This window comes from Streptomyces olivochromogenes (genome assembly GCF_021538895.1).
In the GTDB taxonomy this organism is placed as follows: Bacteria; Actinomycetota; Actinomycetes; order Streptomycetales; family Streptomycetaceae; genus Streptomyces; species Streptomyces olivochromogenes_A.
In genome coordinates this window covers 15,578-32,204 of sequence record NZ_JADDRL010000022.1, presented here as the reverse complement: position 1 = coordinate 32,204, position 16,627 = coordinate 15,578, and the positions used below count along the sequence as shown (strand labels likewise).

Here is a 16,627-nt window from a genome sequence, read left to right as displayed (position 1 = left end):
GACTGACGGAGGCATGACCGCACCGCTGCACGAGTCCCGCCCGGCCGGTTCCGGCCGCGCCCTGCCCGACACCCAGCAGGGCATGCGCCGCCGCAACCTCGCCCGGGTGATGCACACCGTCAGCGCCGAGGGTCCGCTCTCGCGTGCCGCAGTCGCTTCCCACATCGGCCTGACGCGTGCCGCGGTGTCGACCCTCGTGGACGAACTGATCCGCTCGGGGCTGCTGGAGGAGCTCGGCCCCGAGCGGCCCGGCCGGGTGGGCCGACCCGGGTCGGCGCTGGCCGTCAGCGGGCACGGTCCGGCCGGGCTCGGGGCGGAGGTCGGCGTCGACCATCTCGCGGTGTGCGCGGTCGACCTGCGCGGCGAGATACGCGCGCGTGCCGTGCGGCACGGCGCGAACCGGGGCCGCACCCCGCAGCCGGTGGTCGAGGAACTCACCTCCTTGGTCCGCCGGGTGGTGGCCGAGGCGGAACGGGAGGGGCTGTGGCCGACCGGACTCGCGGTCGCCGTGCCTGGCCTGGTGGCGCGCGACGGCCGTACGGTCGTGCACGCCCCCAACCTCGACTGGCACGACACGGACCTCGGTGCCCTGCTGTCCACGGGCCTCCCGCTGACCGTGGACAACGAGGCCAACTTCGGCGCCCTGGCCGAACTCTGGCTCGGCGACGGCACGCCCCGCGACTTCCTGCACGTGTCGGCCGAGATCGGCATCGGCGCCGCCGTCGTCGTCGACGGGCACCTGTTGCGCGGCACGCGGGGCTTCGCCGGCGAGCTGGGCCACGTGCCCGTCCACCCGGACGGTCCCGAGTGTCCGTGCGGCGGACGCGGGTGTCTGGAGCAGTACGCCGGCGAGGAAGCGGTCCTGCGGGCGGCCGGACTGGCGCCGGGCGAGGATCTGGTCGGGCTGCTCGCGCGGCGGGCCGTCGAGGGCGACGAGGCCGTACGGCGGGCGCTGCGCGACGCCGGTACGGCACTCGGCATAGCTCTGACCGGGGCGGTCAACCTGCTGGATCCGGAGTCGGTCGTGCTGGGCGGCGCGCTGGCCGGCCTCGCGCCCTGGCTCCTGCCTTCTCTGGAGAGCGAGTTGGAAAGCCGGACGGCCGGACCCGCCTGTCCGGTGTCGGTGTCGCGGCTGGGTCCCCAGGGCCCGCTGCTGGGTGCGGCGCACTCGGTGGTGCGGGGGGTCCTCGACGATCCTGCGGTCGTGGCCGGACCGGCCTGAGGACGGACCGACGGGGCGGGCGCCCCGTCAACCGAGGAACGTCATCGTCGTCGTGACGAAGCGCCCGGGATCGTCGAGCCAGGGGAAGTGGCCGGCGCGCGGCTGTACGACGTACCGGGCGTCGGGGAACAGACCGGCGAACTCGGCCATCGCGGGTGGTGGGGAGTTGAGGTCGTATTCTCCGGCGAGCAGCAGCACGGGCTGCCCGAACGCGGCGAGTTCCGAACGGGTGAGGTCGGAATCGAAAGCACCCTCGGTGCCGAAGACGGCCGCGGCCTCGTCGTTGCGCTGCTCGCCCTCCGCCGCCCGATGGTCGCGCGCAGTCGCGTCCCAACGCCCGTAGAAGAAGGGCGCGACGGCGCGCCCCGAGTCGGCGGTCGCGCGGCCGGCGACGATGGCCTCCAGCGCCGCGAACGCCGCGGGGAACCAGGGCTCGTCCCGGCGCAGCAGCGCCGTTTCACGCCGCAGGGCTCCCGTGACCGTGATCCCTACGGCCATGACGCTCGGCGTGATCAGGAGGAGCCTGCCCACCCGGTCCCGGTGGCGCTCCAGGTAGCGCACAGCGAGATTCGCGCCCGCCGAATGCCCCAGCAGATCCAGTGCGTGGAGGCCCAGATGTGCGCGCAGTGCCTCCACGTCCTCGACGAGTCGGTCGCAGCGGTACGAACCGGTGTCCTCCGGCACGGCGGAGTCGCCGGTCCCCCGGAGGTCTGGCAGGATCAACTTCCGGTGCGCGGACAACCCGCCCAGATCACCGAGGTACGCGGAGGCCTGCATGGGCCCGCCCGGCAGACAGATCAGCGGAGGTCCGTCGCCGAGGACGTGGTAGGCCAACTCGGTTCCGTCGTGCGCGGAGTAGGTGGGCATGGGCCCGACCCTGACAGCAGGCGCGGGGCGGGACAACCGGATTGTCGGCAGAGCGGGTCTGGACGAGATCCCCCTACGAGCAGGGAGGCGTGCGTGGCGGACTGGGTGCCCCGTGAGGAATGGATCAAGAGTCAGCCCCAGGCCCTCCTCGCATCGTGCGTGCTGGTACTCGACGACCGGGACCGCATGCTGCTCCTGCGGTACGGAACCGGGCAGCCGTTGGCCGGGAGCTGGTGGCTGCCCGGCGGCATGCTCGACCACGGTGAGGACCCCTGGACGGCGGCGCGGAGGGAGATGCTGGAGGAGACCGGCGTCGAACTCGCTCCGGACCCGACGCTGATCGGCATCGATCACCGGGCCGACGTCCTCGGCACCGGGCCGGTCCTGGACTGCTTCTTCTACGGCGGCACCCTCGCCGGGGACACCCTCGTCCGGCTCAGCGACGAGCACGACCGGCACGGGCTGTTCTCACTGGACGAGTTGGCCGACACGACGCTCGCCGCGACCCTGCCCACGCTCACCGCGCTGCACTCGGCCGCCCTGTCCGGAAGCTTCGCGTATCTACGGGAAGGGGTGCCGCAGTGATGCCGGTTGCCCGCCCCTCCACCGCGTCTGCCCGCCCCTCCTCCGGGTCCGCCTGTCCTTCCTCCGGGTCCGCCTGTCCTTCCTCCGCGTCGGTGTGCCCGTCGTCCGTGTCCGTGTGCCCGTCCGCTGCGTTCGTCTGCCGCTCCTCGACGTCTACGCGCCCTTCTTCCACGGACCGACGGCGAGCTTGGCCGTGGTCCCCAGGTCGAGTTCCGGCGTCACCATCACCGGATGGGCGCCCGGTTTGGCCCACACCCTGACGTACGGGGCGTTCACGGGGGTGCCGGAGAGGACGGTGTTGCGCCAGACGAGACCGGCGTACGCGCGGTCGCCGGGCTTCAGGGCCAGCGGCCGGGGCGGGCCGTCGGCTCCGGTGCTCATGGCGACGGAGGAACCGTCGCGCAGCACCCGGACGGCGTCGATGACTTTGTGATCCTCGCCCAGGGGGCTGACGCGAGGGTAGCCGTCGAGCCGGTATGTGCGCGTGCCGCAGTTCTCCAGATGGAGTGTCACCACCCGCAGGCCCATCGCGGCATCGCCCTGGTCGGCGTACAGACGCACCCCCGAGGACGGGCAGGGCCCACCTTCGACCGGTGCCTCGTCGACGGGGACGCTCCTCACCTTCATGATCTCGACGCCCGACCACGCCGACGCCTCCGGCAGGTCCGAGCTGAAGTCGACGGTGCCCGTCACGGTCCGGCCGGGTTGGACGGACGGCACGATCCGGGTCCTGAGTTCCGGGGCCGCACCGGAGCCGGAGCGGAGCTTGAAGGTGATGGTGTAAGTGAACGGCTCCGCCTCGCGGTTGGTGACCCGGAAGACGGCACAGCCGCGGGACCCGCCGCCCGGATCCGTGATGCTGACGCCTCCCGTCTCTTCGCCGGAGGGCTGCCGGGAGGCGGCGTCGTCGGACTTCTGGGACGCGGCGCCGGAGGCCGACTGGGACCCGGTGGCCTGCGAGGACAGGGTGGGGCCACAGCCAGGGCTGTCGGACCGGTGAGACGAGCCCGGCCGCTGATCGCCGCAGGCGGTGAGAAGTAGGAGGCCGGCGACGGCGGCTGACAGGCCGAGAGGGGTGGCACGCATCCGCCGAGTCGACCAGGACGTGATCACGGGGAGCTATGACGGAGGCCACTCCTCCGGTCACAGGAACGTTACAGCGGAAACTCAAGTCGCCTGCGTGCTCGCCGAGTTCACCCGATCGGGTGGCCGAGTTGTCCACAGATCCGGCGCCGTCCACCGAACCACGCCACGCGCTTCTGCCCAACCGGCGAGCGCCGTACCGTGATTCACGCGAGGCGCAGCCGCCGGTCGCCGTGACGGAGGCATTGCCGAGGACGACAGCCCGCCCCTGTCCGTATGGATCGCGCCTGCGGCAAGCCTGTCCACGGCGTCCCGTGCTGATGCGACATCACCCCGAGCAATTCGCCTGCCCCCCTGGCGTCACCCCTCTTCCTCCCTTCCCCTCTCCTCCCCTCCCACCTCGCAGAAAGGAGATGTGCAGCATGACCACACCCCACATCCTGACCGTGCGTCCCGAACCCGGTGAGTTCGCCTGGACGTTCGGCGGTGTGCCGCCCGTGGCACGGATCGCGCCCGGCACGGTCCTCGACCTGTACACGGAGGACTGCTTCGGCGGCCGGGTGCGATCCGAGAAGGATCTCGTGTCCGAGGTCTGCGAGTTCCCGTTCCTCAATCCGCAGACCGGGCCCTTCCACATCGAGGGCGCGGAGCCGGGCGACACGGTCGCCGTGCACTTCGTGTCGATCGAACCGGCCCGCGACTGGGCCGCGTCGACCACCGTCCCCCTGTTCGGCGCGCTCACCTCGACGCACACGACGGCGACACTGCAGCCGCCGTTGCCGGAAACGGTGTGGATCTGGCAGCTGGACCGGATCCGGCGCACAGCACTGTTCCGGGCGCACGAGAGCGACATCGAGATCGAGCTGCCCCTGGACCCCATGCACGGCACCGTGGGCGTGGCGCCGGCCAACCTGGAGGTGCGCTCGGCGCTGGTGCCCGACGCACACGGCGGCAACATGGACACGCCCGAGATGCGGGCCAGTGTCACCTGCTACCTCGGGGTGAACGTCGAGGGGGCGCTGCTCAGTCTCGGTGACGGACACGCCCGGCAGGGCGAGGGCGAGACGTGCGGGGTCGCGGTCGAGTGCGCGATGAACACGGTGGTGATCGTCGACCTCCTCAAGGGGGTCGCCACACCCTGGCCCCGTCTGGAGTCGGACACGCACATCGTCTCGACCGGCTCGGCACGCCCGCTGGAGGACGCCTTCCGGATATCCCAGCTGGACCTGGTGCGCTGGCTGGTGCGCGACTACGGGTTCGCTGAGCTGGACGCGTACCAGTTCGCAACCCAGGCGGTGGAATCGCCGTTGGCCAACGTGTGCGACACCCACTACACGTGCGTGGCCAAGATCCGCAAGGAATGGCTGCCCCGCCGCGAGGCATACCGCGGGCTGCACGCCCGGCTGCGTGAGACGGCCGAGGCACTCCGGCGCTGACCGAACTCCGAGGCTTCACCCCCACACCGAAAGGCACACCGACATGGACCGGGCACGACCGCTTCCCAGCAGGCGACGGCTCCTCAAGGGCGCCGCCCTCGCCACCATTCCGTACGCGCTGCTCCCCGACGCGCGCGCCGGAGCAGAGCCCGAGGCCGTCGACTACCCACTCGCCGAGTGGCAGGCGGCGAGCGGCTCCAACTACACCGCCTCCAGCCGTCCCGACTCCCACACGATCGACCGGGTGGTCATCCACGTCACGCAGGAGTCGTACCCGGACACGCTCTCGATCTTCCAGAACCCCAAGAAGCAGGTGTCGGCGCACTATGTGGTCCGTTCCGCCGACGGGCACGTCGCGCAGTGCGTCCGGGAGCGGGACATCGCCTGGCACGCCGGGAACTGGGACTACAACACCCGCAGCATCGGCATCGAACACGAGGGGTGGGTGGATCAGCCCGACTACTTCACCGACGCCCTGTACGAGGAGTCCGCGAAGCTGACCGCGGCGATCTGCTCCGCGTACGGCATTCCCAAGGACCGCCAGCACATCATCGGGCACTACCAGGTGCCCGGGACCGATCACACCGATCCGGGGCCGCACTGGGACTGGGTCCGCTACATCAGACTGGTCAACTTCGCCTGACCGGAAACCGGCGCCCGTGGCCGGTGCGGTGTCCGTCGTTCGGGCGAGGCCGGTCGAAACGGTTGTCGGCGCGAACACCCCGAGTGACGATGTCCCCAGCCACATCGTCTTCCGGGGAGGCCGTGTTGACCGATCCGTGGGTGGCCCTGGAGCCGGGGGCCGACCCTGCCGAGCGCGTCCGTGCGCTGCGCCGAGCACACGAGACGTTCACCACCGCCGGTGTCGTGCCGCGTCCGGTGCGGTCGGTGGTGGCGGACTCGTGGCGGCGTTCCGCGCGGGCGGGCGTGGGGCCGGACTGCACCGCGAGCGTGGAGCTCGCGGACGGGGATCTCGGCGCCTACCGCGCGGAGCATCCGCTGGCCCGGGTGATGCCGCTGTTCCGGGAGCTGCTGGGCTCGTTCGCCGCCGACGGCGAGCATCTGCTCGCCGTGTGCGACGCGCACGGCAGGCTGCTGTGGGTCGAGGGCCATCCGTCGACCCGGCGGAAGGCGGACCGGATGAACTTCGTGCCGGGCGCGCGCTGGGCGGAGACCTCGGTCGGGACGAACGCGCCCGGCACGGCGGTGGCCGTCGACCGGCCGGTGCAGGTCTTCGCGGCGGAGCACTTCATCCGCCGGGTGCAGCCGTGGACGTGTGCGGCCGCGCCGGTGCACGATCCACGCACCGGCCGGGTGCTCGGCGCCGTCGACATCACCGGTGGCGACGGACTCGCACACCCGCACAGCCTGGGCTTCGTCCAGGCCGTGGCGCGCGCGGCGGAGTCGCAGCTGGCGCTGCTCGCCCCGCCGCCGCCCGCCGTCGGCACGCCCGCCCTGACCGCACTGGGCCGGGACGAGGCCCTGCTCCTGCTGGACGGGCGGACGGTCAGGCTCAGCCGCCGGCACAGCGAGCTCCTGGTGCTGCTGGCCCGTCACCCGGAGGGTCTGACCGGCGACGAGCTGCTGTGCGCGCTGTACGAGGACGAGTCGGTGACGCCGGTGACCCTGCGCGCCGAGCTGGCCAGGCTGCGCAGGATCCTCGGGCCGGGGCTGCTCGCGTCAAGGCCGTACCGGCTGACGGCCCCGGTCGAGTCCGACGTCGCCGTCGTGGAGCGGCGTCTGGAGGCGGGTGCGATCTCCGCGGCGTCGGCGGCGTACACCGGTCCGCTGCTGCCCGGCTCGCAGGCACCGGCGGTGGTGCGGCTCAGGCAGCTCCTCGCCGACGGGCTGCGTGCGGCCCTGATCGCCTGTCGCGATCCCGACCTGCTGGCGGACTGGGCGCACGCGCGCTGGGGCGAGGACGATCTGCAGGTGTGGCGGGCCCTCGCGGCGGTGCGGCCGACGGCGCCGGTAGGAGCGCACCTGGCGGCGCTGGAAGCGGAGCTGGCGGCGCCCGCGCGCCGGACGCCTCGCTGACCCGCGGCGCAACGTGGTTGCAACGTCCGCCTTCCTACCCTCCCCGGCGGGAGCTGCCCAACGGCGGGCAGCCCGCTGAAGGAGGCAGACCAGCATGACCCGTTACGCGGCGCCCGGCACCGAGGGCGCGATCGTCTCCTACCAGGCGCGTTACGACCACTTCATCGGCGGCGAGTACGTGCCGCCGGCCCGCGGGCAGTACTTCGAGAACCCGTCGCCGGTGAACGGGCAGCCGTTCACCGAGGTCGCGCGGGGTACCGCGGAGGACGTGGAGCGGGCGCTCGACGCGGCGCACGCGGCAGCTCCCGGCTGGGGCCGGACGTCGGTGACCGAGCGCTCCGACATCCTCCTGAAGATCGCTGACCGGATGGAGGCCTACCTCGAACCCCTGGCGGTCGCGGAGAGCTGGGAGAACGGCAAGCCGGTGCGCGAGACCCTGGCGGCCGACATCCCGCTGGCGATCGACCACTTCCGGTACTTCGCCGGGGCGATCCGCGCGCAGGAGGGGTCGCTCGGCGAGGTCGACGACGACACGGTGGCGTACCACTTCCACGAGCCGCTCGGTGTCGTGGCCCAGATCATCCCGTGGAACTTCCCCATCCTGATGGCGACATGGAAGCTGGCGCCCGCCCTCGCCGCGGGCAACGCGGTCGTCATCAAGCCGGCCGAGCAGACCCCGGCGTCGATCCACTACTGGATGAGCCTGATCGCGGACCTGCTGCCGCCGGGCGTGGTGAACATCGTCAACGGCTTCGGCGTGGAGGCGGGCAAGCCGCTCGCGTCCAGCCCCCGGGTGGCGAAGGTCGCGTTCACCGGTGAGACCACGACCGGGCGGCTGATCATGCAGTACGCCTCGGAGAACATCAAGCCGGTCACGCTGGAGCTCGGCGGCAAGTCGCCCAACATCTTCTTCGACGACGTCTGGGCGCACGACGACGACTTCCGCGACAAGGCGCTCGAAGGCTTCACGATGTTCGCGCTCAACCAGGGCGAGGTCTGCACCTGCCCGTCCCGGGCCCTGGTCCAGCGCGGCAACTACGCCGAGTTCCTCGAAGCGGCGGTCGCCCGCACCCGTCTGATCAAGCCGGGGCACCCCCTCGACACCGACACGATGATCGGCGCCCAGGCCTCCAACGACCAGCTGGAGAAGATCCTCTCCTACTTCGACGTCGGCCGCCAGGAGGGCGCCAAGATCCTCACGGGTGGTGAACGTATCGAGCACGACGGCGAGCTGAAGGGCGGCTACTACGTCCAGCCGACCATCTTCGAGGGCGACAACCGCATGCGGATCTTCCAGGAGGAGATCTTCGGCCCGGTCGTCTCGGTGGCCTCCTTCGACGACTTCGACGACGCCATCAAGATCGCCAACGACACGCTGTACGGCCTCGGCGCCGGCGTGTGGACCCGGGACATCAACACCGCGTACCGCGCGGGCCGGGCCATCCAGGCGGGCCGCGTCTGGACCAACTGCTACCACGCGTACCCCGCGCACGCGGCGTTCGGCGGCTACAAGCAGTCCGGTATCGGCCGCGAGACGCACAAGATGATGCTGGAGCACTACCAGCAGACGAAGAACATTCTTTGTAGCTACTCCCCCAAGAAGCTCGGCTTCTTCTAGAACGAACAACACGGCCGCCCGGCACGAGGATCAACCACCGGGCGGCCCGGCTCCCGCGCAGCGCCGAGGTCCGGCGCGAGGGACGGCGGCAGGCGTAGTCGACGGCTGCGCCGGCTCATGCGGCGGCTTCGGCGGTCTGCCGCCGCAGGGCCCGCGCCTCGACCTCGCCGAACCGTGCGGGCCCTCGGACAGGCCGCAGAAGCAGGGTTCCATACGCCCGTCGGGCAGGCGCAGGTTGTCAGCGAGCAGGTCGTCGTCGATCGCGCAGTTCCGCGCGACGTCGGCCGTGGTGGTCGTGCAGCGGGCGCGCCACCCGGGCTTCCTCCCGGCGCGGCAAAGGGCGTCTGAAGAGGGCAGATGCCCGTCAGGCGCCCTCCTCGGCGCACATCCGATCGGCGAATCGAACCACGCCCCAGCCTGGATGTTCTCCCCGGCATCTCAGCTCCGACCTGTGGTTCGGGTGCTTTACCGGCCCAAGATTCTCTGCCGAGCCGGGGAATCGTGGATGCGGAAACCCGAACCAGTCGCCTGCACGCGGTCCGCCGGTGAGATCTCTGGTGAACGGTTCGGCGTGGAGCGACGCGAAGGGGAGCACGTCGAGGGCATGGCGCGCGCCCCGGCGGCGCCCACCTGTGGCGGCCGTCGGACGCGACCTGGCAGGTGCGGCGAGCAACTGCCGAAACGCACGTCAAAACGCTCATTCGAGCATGTGTGCACCCCGGTCACACGACAATGCCGCGCCGGCAACGACCAAAACGAGAGCGGGTGCACAACCCAGGGGGTTCGAATTCTGCATATTATCCGAGCTTCGCGAGGCCTCTTGCCTTGATCTCACACTCAGCAGCTAGCTATTGCTGCGCCCGTTTCCTGGCCCGGGTTCCCGATGAGCCCTGGGCCGACCGACAGCACATCGGCCAGTCCCGTGGGCCGTCGGTCAGGAGATGGGTGGCAAACCTGCACGTGAGGAGTAGTCATGAAGAAGGCCTATGAAGCGCCGACGCTCGTCCGGCTCGGTACGTTCCGGAAGGAGACGGGGCTCCTGGGGCGCCACGGCAACGACCGGCTGATCCTGAGCAAGAACTGACGATCGCCGGTCATCGACCGACGTCATGACTGAACTGCACGAGAGTGCGGGGACGGGCCCCGGCGACGCGCACTTCACGGTCTTCACGGACCGTGCGGACGCGGCCGCCGCGGCCCGCTCCTTCGCCCGCCCCGGAAGCCGGACCCTCGCGCATGCGTCGGGCCGGCCCTGGCTGGTCGGCCACTGGCACGACGACGAGGTCGTCACGGCGCGCGCCGGCGGCGCCTCCCTCGCCGTCGTCGGCTGCTGCCCGATCGACGCCGACGAACTGCGACGCCGGGCCGCACGGTTGCGTGATCTCGCGGAACTCGACGCACTGTCCCGATCCCTCCCGGGCAGTTTCCACCTCGTCGGCGCCCTCGACGGACAGATCAGGGTGCAGGGCACCGCCTCCGGACTGCGACTCGTCTTCCACGCGGAGATCGACGGCGTGCGAGTGGCCGCGACCCGCGCCGACACGCTGGCCACCGTCCTGGGGCTGGACCCCGACGTGGAGGAACTGGCCGTCAGGCTGCTGTGGCCCGCCCCGTACCCGCTGTTCGAGACATCAATGTGGCGTGCGGTCACCGCCGTTCCTCCGCAGGCCGCCTTGGTCGTCGCCGCGGACGGACGCACCGTACGGCACACTCGGTGGTGGACGCCGCCGGAGCCGGTCCTGCCGCTTGCCGAAGCGGCGCCCCTGATCCGGACGGCACTGGAGGAGGCCGTCGGCGCGCGTACCCGTCAGGGCGGCGTGCTGAGCTGCGACCTGTCCGGGGGCCTGGACTCCACCTCCATCTGCTTCCTGGCCGACCGCTCCCCCGCCCGCGTGGTGGCCAGCACGTGGCCGGGACGGGATCCGGCGGACACCGACCTGACCTGGGCCGAGCGGGCGATGGGGTACCTGCCGGACGTCGAGCACGTGGTCTGGGACGCCGACGCCTCGCCACTGGTCTACGAGGACCTGCTCGGCATCGACGACCTCCTCGACGAACCCACCATCGGCGTCATGGACCGCTCCCGCGTCCTGCACCACCTGCCCGGACTCGCCGCACGCGGCAGCCGGTTGCATCTGACCGGCATCGGCGGCGACCACGTGGCATGGTGCTCCGAGGCGTACTACCACCGGCTGCTGCGCACCCGACCGCTTTTCGCCCTGGGCCAGTTGCGCGGGTTCCGGGCGCTGTGGCAATGGCCGCTCGGCGGCACACTCCGCGCTCTCGCCGACTTCCGGCCGTACGGGAAGTGGCTCGCCGACGCCGCCGGTGACCTACGTGGCCCGTTGCCCCCGTCCGTCGCAACGGGTCTCGGCTGGAGCATGGCCCCGCGCCTGTTCGACTGGGTGACTCCCGAGGCCGAGCGGATGGCCCACCGGGCACTGCTCGATGCTGCGGCGACGGCCTCTCCACTGCATCCGGACCGTGGACTCCACACCGACCTGGAGCAGATCCGCTCGTGCACCCGCATCATCCGGCAGTGGGACCGGATGGCGGCCCGCGTCGGCCTGCCGATGGCCTCTCCCTTCCTCGACGACCGCGTCATCGAGGCGTTTCTCGCCGTACGCCCGAGCGAGCGTGTCACGCCCTGGCGGTACAAGCCCGTCCTGAGCGCCGCGATGCGCGGGATCGTGCCCGAGGAGTGCCTGCGGCGCAGTAACAAGGCCACGGCCTCCATGGACGCCTCCAATGGACTGCGTGAACACCGCGCCGACCTGCTGGCCCTGTGGGAGGACTCACGGCTGGCGGAGCTGGGCCTGGTGGACGGCGCCGAGCTGCGTCGGCTCGCCCGGCGGCCGGCCTCCCCAGGGCTCTCCGACGCCATCCTCTACTCCACGATCGCCGCGGAGGTGTGGCTGCGCGGACGTGCCCACGGCCGGACCCGTGTCCCACAACCCTGACCGCGTCCCCTGTCAAACACGTCAGAAAGGCCCTCACATGCCCCTGCGGTTCGGCGCCAACGTCTCCACGGCCGAGACCGACTACGGCACGGTACTGCTGGACGAACAGGCCGGTGCCTATTGGGAGTTGAACCCGACGGCCACCTTGGCGGTGCGGACGCTGCTGGACGGCGGCGAGGAGGCGGACGCGGCCGCCGCCCTGGTCCAGGAGTTCGACATCGACCAGGCGCAGGCCCTTCAGGACGTCGAGACGCTCGTACGGGAGCTGCGCGACTCGGGGCTCGCCTCATGACGACGCCCAGCGCGCTGGAGCGGCCCACCGATGTGCCCCTGGCCCGACGCCTCGCCGCCCGCCTCGTCCTGCTCCCCGCCGTCGCCTTCGCCCTGCTGCCGCCCCGCCACATCCGCGCCGTGCTCGGCGTCCTGCGGCGCGGCGCCGCGCCCGCGAGCACCGCGCAGGCCCAGAACGCACGCGACGCCATGTGCGCCGCCAGCCTGCGCTGCGCCGGACCGAAGGGGTGCCTGCCGCGCTCCCTGGGAGCGGCACTGCTGTGCCGACTCGGCGGAACTTGGCCGACCTGGTGCACCGGTGTACGGGTCACCCCGCCCTTCACCGCGCACGCCTGGATCGAGGCTGAAGGCCGTCCCGTCGGCGAGGGAGTCCCGCAGGGCTACTTCGCCCGGCTGGTGGCCGTCGACCCGCTGCCACGGCCTAGTGACCGATGACCGGAGCGACGGTCCCGCACGGCGGCCGGGCCGCGGTCGCCGAAGCCGAAGCCGAAGCCGGAGCCGGAGCCGGAGCCGACAAGTCCACCCTGGCGGCGGTGGCCACGATGTACCGGCTCACCGCCGGGCATCGGAGCGCCATCGCCGTCGCCAGCGTACTGACCCTCGTGGGCTCCGCCCTGGGACTGGCCCAGCCGCTCGTCGCCAAGCAGGTCGTGGACGCGAGCGGCCGCGGACAGGTGATCTGGCCGCTGCTGGTACTCCTGGGCACGCTCTTCGTCGTCGAGGCGGCGACGGGGGCCGCAGGACGCTTCCTTCTGGAACGGATGGGCGAAGGCGTCGTACGGCAACTCCGCCACGGGCTGGTGGGTCGGCTGCTACGGCTGGAGATGAGGGAATACGACCGCCACCGGGGCGGCGACCTCATCTCCAGGGTGACGGCCGACACCACTTTGCTGCGGGAGGTCGTCTCGCAGGCCCTGGTCGATCTCGTGACGGGAAGTCTGGTCGCCGCCGGGGCGATCGCCCTCATGGCGTGGCTGGACCTTCTGCTTCTGCTCCTGGTCGCCATGACTGTGGCAGCGGCGGCCGTGGTGGTCGCTTCGCTGCTCACGGGCATCAGGAACGCGTCCGAACACATGCAGGGCTCGGTCGGTGCCGTCGCCGCCGATATGGAACGCGCCCTGGGCGCCCTGCCGATGGTCCGCGTGCACCGCGCCGAGGAGCGGGAGGCGGCCGGCATCGGCACCCGTGTGGATGCGGCCTACGGCGCGGGGGTGCGCACCGCGAAGCTCGCCTCCGTGATGAGTTCCGCCGTCGAACTCGCCGTCCAAGGCTCATTCCTCATCGTCCTGGTCGTCGGCGGCCTGCGTGTAGGCGGTCGTGCCGGCTCCCTCGGTGACCTCGTCGCGTTCCTGCTGTACGCCTCGTACCTCGTCCTGCCGCTGTCCTCCGTCTTCCGCGCCGTGGGCCTCGTCCAACGCGGGATGGGCGCCTACCAGCGCATCGACGAGGCTCTCCGCCTTCCCGTGGAGCCCACCGCACCCCAGATCCCGAAGGACCGCACACCCGCACTGCGGCCGACCGGGCCGTCCGGCACCCGCGGACAACCCGTCCTCGCGCTGCGCGACGTCCACTTCGGCTACGTCCCGGAGCGGCCGGTCCTCCGCGGTGTTTCGTTCGCTGTCCCGCATCGCGGACACGTGGCCCTGGTGGGCCGGTCCGGCGCCGGCAAGAGCACGGTGTTCGCCCTGGTGGCGAGGTTCTACGAGCCGGATGCGGGCACCTTGCTCTTCGATGGGCGGCCCGCGACCGAACTCACCCGTGGCGCCTGCCGTCGAGGCATCGCCGTGGTCGACCAGAACACCCATGTCGTCCACGGCACCTTGCGCGACAACATCACCTACGCCGTGCCCGAAGCCACGGAGACGGAGATCCGGCGCGTCGTCGAACTGGCCCGGCTCGAAGAGGTCGTCGACCGGTTGCCCGGGGGCCTGGCCGCTGTCATCGGTGAACGTGGCAGCAACCTCTCCGGCGGCGAACGTCAACGCGTCGCCCTCGCCCGCGCGTTGCTGGCCCGCCCCTCGCTGCTCCTGCTGGACGAGCCCACCTCCCACCTCGACGCGATCAACGAATCGGCGCTCACCACCGTCATGAAGGATGTCGCCCAGGAGTGCGCCCTGCTGGTCATCGCCCACCGTCTGTCCACCGTGCAGCACGCCGACCACATCGTGGTGCTCCAGGACGGCCGCACGGCCGTCGGCGGACGCCACGAGGAGTTACTGGTCAGCAGTGCGCTCTATCGCGAGCTGGCCGCGAGCCAGATGCTCCGGGCGGGCGGGGAGCCGGGGATCGGCAAGCGAGGGCGGACGGACGGTTGAAGCGTTCCGTTACGCCGTGTCCGTCAGTTCCCTCGGTCCCGGGTCGCGCCGCGGAGTGGCAGGTCGCAGGCGCGGTAGATCTCGTCGAGGACGGTCATCGTCGCCACGGCGTCCCTGGCCGAGGTGAGGACCGGGGCGCCGTCCAGGATCGCCGCGGCGAATGCCGACAGTTGGCAGGCGTAGCTCGACGGGGTTCGGGGCACGTGTTCGCGCCGTACCACGCGGCCTCCCGCTTCCCGCGGCGTGCGGATCGTCAAGCGGTGGTAGAGCTGGGGCATCACGAAGTTGGTCACGTCCAGTTCGCCGTCCGTACCGACCGCGCGGGCGCGGATCGACAGCACGCGGCGCGACCACATGGACGCGCGGACGCGTCCGGTCACCCCTTCCGGGAACGCGAGTTCAGCAGACATCGCGCGGTCGATGCGGGGGTCCTTGCGCAGTGTCCGCATCCGTGCCGCCGTCACCGCCGGATCGCCGCCGGCGAGCAGCCGGGTGACGTGCACCGCGTAGCAGCCGGCGTCCATCGTCGCGCCGCCCGCCAGTGCGTAGTCGTAGCGGATGTCGCCGAAACGAGGCAGCGGGAAGCACACGTCGGCCTCCACGTGGCGCAGCGTGCCGAGTTCGCCGCTGTCCACGAGCTGCCGCATCCGCGCGGCGAGCGGGTGGTGACGGTAGTGGAAGGCCTCCATCACCACCAGGCCGCTGCGTGCGAAGGCCGCGTCGGCTGCGTCCGCGACGTGCTCGGCCTCGGCGCGATTGGAGGTGAAGGGCTTCTCGCACAGTACGTGTTTACCGGCTTCGAGAGCCTTCAGCGTCCACTCGGCGTGCAGCCCGTTCGGCAGGGGCACGTAGACGGCGTCCACCTGTGGGTCGGCGAGCAGCGCGTCGTAACTGCCGTGTACGACGGGGACTTCGTGTCGGCGCGCGAATTTCTCGGCGCGTGTGCGGTCGCGAGCCGCGACCGCGGTCACGGTGACGCGCGGTACCTGCCGCGCGGGCCGGATCAGTGCGCTCGGTGCGATGGCGGCTGCTCCGAGCAGCCCGACCCTGAGGCTCGTGGACATGGCGATCAGTGTGCCAGCGCCATGTCCCCGCCTGCGGGGCGGCCCGGGACCGCTACTTGTCGATGTCGAAGATCTTGTTCCGGAAGGAGATCTCCATCCGGTCGCCGGGCCGCAGGGTGTACGGGGCACACCGAGACCGGCGTCATCTTGATACGTGTCTCTGCCGCATGGCGCGCCGGCCGGCCGGCCGAGGCCCTTCCCCGCCGGGACGCGCGATGTGCGGGAGTCTCCCTACGCTCGTAGGGAACGGGGATTCCCTTGGACCGTGCAGTGACGGTCCTGGAGGTGACAGCCATGCGAGCCTCGCTGATCCAGCTCTCCGTGGACGGGTCGGAGTCCGCCGACGACCGTCGGCGCAGGGCGGCGAAACTGGTCCGCGACCGGGCGGGCGACGATCTGGTGGTCCTGCCGGAGCTGTGGACGGCCGGTGCCTGGTCGTACGACCGCTGGGAACACGACGCCGAAGGAGTCGACGGCCCCACTGCCGAGGTCATGTCCGCCGCTGCCCGTGAGGCCGGGGCATGGCTTCATGCCGGGTCGATCGTGGAGCGGGACGCGGACGGGACTCTGTACAACACCGCTCTGCTCTTCGACCGGGCGGGCGAGCTGCGCGGTCGCTACCGCAAGATCCACCGGTACGGTTTCGACACCGGCGAGGCGACGTTGATGGGCGGCGGCCACGACATCGTCACCGTGCCCACCGACTTCGGTGTGATGGGCCTCGCCGTCTGCTACGACCTGCGCTTCCCCGAGCTCTTCCGGGGTCTGCTCGACGCGGGCGCGGAGCTGATCGCGGTGCCCGCCGCCTGGCCCGCGGCCCGTCTCGGCCACTGGCGGCTGCTCACGCGCACGAGGGCCCTGGAGGAACAGGTCTTCCTCCTGGCCTGTTGCGCGGTGGGTACCCATGGAGGCATGCGGCAGGGCGGCCACAGCGTGGCCGTCGACCCGTGGGGAACCGTCCTCGGCGAGGCCCGTACCGCGGAGGAGACCGTGACCGTGGACTGCGACATGGCCCAGGTCGCCCGGATCCGCTCGGAACTCCCGGTCCTGCGCGACCGCGTCCTCGGCATCGAGGCACCCGCGAGACGGTGAGGTCTCGCCTTCGCCGAGGCCGGCTGGTCGGCGGTTCCCGGGACCGGCAGGACCTTC

15 protein-coding genes are annotated in these 16,627 nt (G+C 71.5%); 12 read left to right on the top strand and 3 right to left on the bottom strand.

Going from position 1 to position 16,627, the window contains the following annotated elements:
* Positions 1–13 precede the first annotated feature (13 nt).
* Positions 14–1,222 (top strand): ROK family transcriptional regulator, encoded by a 1,209-nt coding sequence (locus tag IPZ69_RS13840; protein ID WP_235454404.1) that lies wholly within the window; start codon positions 14–16, stop codon positions 1,220–1,222.
* A gap of 27 nt (positions 1,223–1,249) precedes the next feature.
* Here IPZ69_RS13840 and IPZ69_RS13835 read toward each other — a convergent pair whose 3' ends face one another.
* Positions 1,250–2,089: an alpha/beta fold hydrolase gene (locus IPZ69_RS13835; RefSeq protein ID WP_235454403.1), complete on the bottom strand. Its 840-nt coding sequence runs from the start codon at positions 2,087–2,089 to the stop codon at positions 1,250–1,252.
* 93 nt (positions 2,090–2,182) lie between these two features.
* Between IPZ69_RS13835 and IPZ69_RS13830 the strand changes: the two genes are divergently transcribed.
* Entirely contained in the window at positions 2,183–2,674 is a 492-nt protein-coding gene (locus IPZ69_RS13830) for an NUDIX hydrolase (protein ID WP_235454402.1), read from the top strand.
* Between the two features lie 153 nt (positions 2,675–2,827).
* Here the strand turns inward: IPZ69_RS13830 and IPZ69_RS13825 are convergent, their stop codons facing one another.
* Entirely contained in the window at positions 2,828–3,760 is a 933-nt protein-coding gene (locus tag IPZ69_RS13825; protein WP_235454401.1) for a DUF4232 domain-containing protein, read from the bottom strand.
* A gap of 419 nt (positions 3,761–4,179) precedes the next feature.
* Here IPZ69_RS13825 and IPZ69_RS13820 point away from each other — a divergent pair, with 419 nt between their 5' ends.
* The 9 genes from IPZ69_RS13820 to IPZ69_RS13780 all read left to right on the top strand — a co-directional run bounded on the left by IPZ69_RS13820 (position 4,180) and on the right by IPZ69_RS13780 (position 14,414).
* Positions 4,180–5,193, top strand: a complete 1,014-nt coding sequence (locus IPZ69_RS13820; RefSeq protein WP_235454400.1) for an acetamidase/formamidase family protein — start codon at positions 4,180–4,182, stop codon at positions 5,191–5,193.
* A gap of 43 nt (positions 5,194–5,236) precedes the next feature.
* Positions 5,237–5,836: an N-acetylmuramoyl-L-alanine amidase gene (locus IPZ69_RS13815; protein WP_235454399.1), complete on the top strand. Its 600-nt coding sequence runs from the start codon at positions 5,237–5,239 to the stop codon at positions 5,834–5,836.
* Positions 5,837–5,961: 125 nt separating this feature from the next.
* A complete protein-coding gene (locus IPZ69_RS13810; protein WP_235454398.1) occupies positions 5,962–7,230 on the top strand; it encodes a GAF domain-containing protein in 1,269 nt (422 codons plus the stop codon).
* 94 nt (positions 7,231–7,324) lie between these two features.
* A complete protein-coding gene (exaC, locus tag IPZ69_RS13805) occupies positions 7,325–8,848 on the top strand; it encodes an acetaldehyde dehydrogenase ExaC (protein WP_235454397.1) in 1,524 nt (507 codons plus the stop codon).
* 973 nt (positions 8,849–9,821) lie between these two features.
* Positions 9,822–9,932 carry a keywimysin-related RiPP gene (locus tag IPZ69_RS13800; protein ID WP_106434143.1) on the top strand — a complete coding sequence of 37 codons (111 nt, stop codon included), beginning with the start codon at positions 9,822–9,824 and terminating at the stop codon, positions 9,930–9,932.
* 25 nt (positions 9,933–9,957) lie between these two features.
* Positions 9,958–11,808, top strand: a complete 1,851-nt coding sequence (locus IPZ69_RS13795; RefSeq protein WP_235454396.1) for a lasso peptide isopeptide bond-forming cyclase — start codon at positions 9,958–9,960, stop codon at positions 11,806–11,808.
* A 37-nt stretch (positions 11,809–11,845) separates the two neighbouring features.
* Positions 11,846–12,100 (top strand): lasso peptide biosynthesis PqqD family chaperone, encoded by a 255-nt coding sequence (locus IPZ69_RS13790; protein ID WP_235454395.1) that lies wholly within the window; start codon positions 11,846–11,848, stop codon positions 12,098–12,100.
* Positions 12,097–12,534, top strand: a complete 438-nt coding sequence (locus tag IPZ69_RS13785) for a lasso peptide biosynthesis B2 protein (RefSeq protein ID WP_235454394.1) — start codon at positions 12,097–12,099, stop codon at positions 12,532–12,534. Before IPZ69_RS13790 ends, IPZ69_RS13785 begins: the two co-directional genes overlap by 4 nt.
* Positions 12,531–14,414, top strand: a complete 1,884-nt coding sequence (locus IPZ69_RS13780) for an ABC transporter ATP-binding protein (RefSeq protein ID WP_235454393.1) — start codon at positions 12,531–12,533, stop codon at positions 14,412–14,414. Before IPZ69_RS13785 ends, IPZ69_RS13780 begins: the two co-directional genes overlap by 4 nt.
* Positions 14,415–14,437: 23 nt before the next feature.
* Here IPZ69_RS13780 and IPZ69_RS13775 read toward each other — a convergent pair whose 3' ends face one another.
* Positions 14,438–15,478, bottom strand: a complete 1,041-nt coding sequence (locus IPZ69_RS13775; RefSeq protein WP_235454392.1) for a Gfo/Idh/MocA family protein — start codon at positions 15,476–15,478, stop codon at positions 14,438–14,440.
* A gap of 294 nt (positions 15,479–15,772) precedes the next feature.
* Here IPZ69_RS13775 and IPZ69_RS13770 point away from each other — a divergent pair, with 294 nt between their 5' ends.
* A complete protein-coding gene (locus tag IPZ69_RS13770; RefSeq protein WP_235454391.1) occupies positions 15,773–16,570 on the top strand; it encodes a carbon-nitrogen family hydrolase in 798 nt (265 codons plus the stop codon).
* The last annotated feature ends 57 nt before the right edge of the window (positions 16,571–16,627 follow it).

What these genes read in the sequence shown, in the direction of transcription:
- exaC (WP_235454397.1), top strand. Translation starts at nt 7,325, where the DNA reads ATGACCCGTTACGCGGCGCCCGGCACCGAGGGCGCGATCGTCTCCTAC.
- IPZ69_RS13770 (WP_235454391.1), top strand. Translation starts at nt 15,773, where the DNA reads ATGCGAGCCTCGCTGATCCAGCTCTCCGTGGACGGGTCGGAGTCCGCC.
- IPZ69_RS13815 (WP_235454399.1), top strand. Translation starts at nt 5,237, where the DNA reads ATGGACCGGGCACGACCGCTTCCCAGCAGGCGACGGCTCCTCAAGGGC.
- IPZ69_RS13790 (WP_235454395.1), top strand. Translation starts at nt 11,846, where the DNA reads ATGCCCCTGCGGTTCGGCGCCAACGTCTCCACGGCCGAGACCGACTAC.
- IPZ69_RS13785 (WP_235454394.1), top strand. Translation starts at nt 12,097, where the DNA reads ATGACGACGCCCAGCGCGCTGGAGCGGCCCACCGATGTGCCCCTGGCC.
- IPZ69_RS13820 (WP_235454400.1), top strand. Translation starts at nt 4,180, where the DNA reads ATGACCACACCCCACATCCTGACCGTGCGTCCCGAACCCGGTGAGTTC.
- IPZ69_RS13795 (WP_235454396.1), top strand. Translation starts at nt 9,958, where the DNA reads ATGACTGAACTGCACGAGAGTGCGGGGACGGGCCCCGGCGACGCGCAC.
- IPZ69_RS13780 (WP_235454393.1), top strand. Translation starts at nt 12,531, where the DNA reads ATGACCGGAGCGACGGTCCCGCACGGCGGCCGGGCCGCGGTCGCCGAA.
- IPZ69_RS13800 (WP_106434143.1), top strand. Translation starts at nt 9,822, where the DNA reads ATGAAGAAGGCCTATGAAGCGCCGACGCTCGTCCGGCTCGGTACGTTC.
- IPZ69_RS13775 (WP_235454392.1), bottom strand. Translation starts at nt 15,478, where the DNA reads ATGTCCACGAGCCTCAGGGTCGGGCTGCTCGGAGCAGCCGCCATCGCA.
- IPZ69_RS13840 (WP_235454404.1), top strand. Translation starts at nt 14, where the DNA reads ATGACCGCACCGCTGCACGAGTCCCGCCCGGCCGGTTCCGGCCGCGCC.
- IPZ69_RS13835 (WP_235454403.1), bottom strand. Translation starts at nt 2,089, where the DNA reads ATGCCCACCTACTCCGCGCACGACGGAACCGAGTTGGCCTACCACGTC.
- IPZ69_RS13825 (WP_235454401.1), bottom strand. Translation starts at nt 3,760, where the DNA reads ATGCGTGCCACCCCTCTCGGCCTGTCAGCCGCCGTCGCCGGCCTCCTA.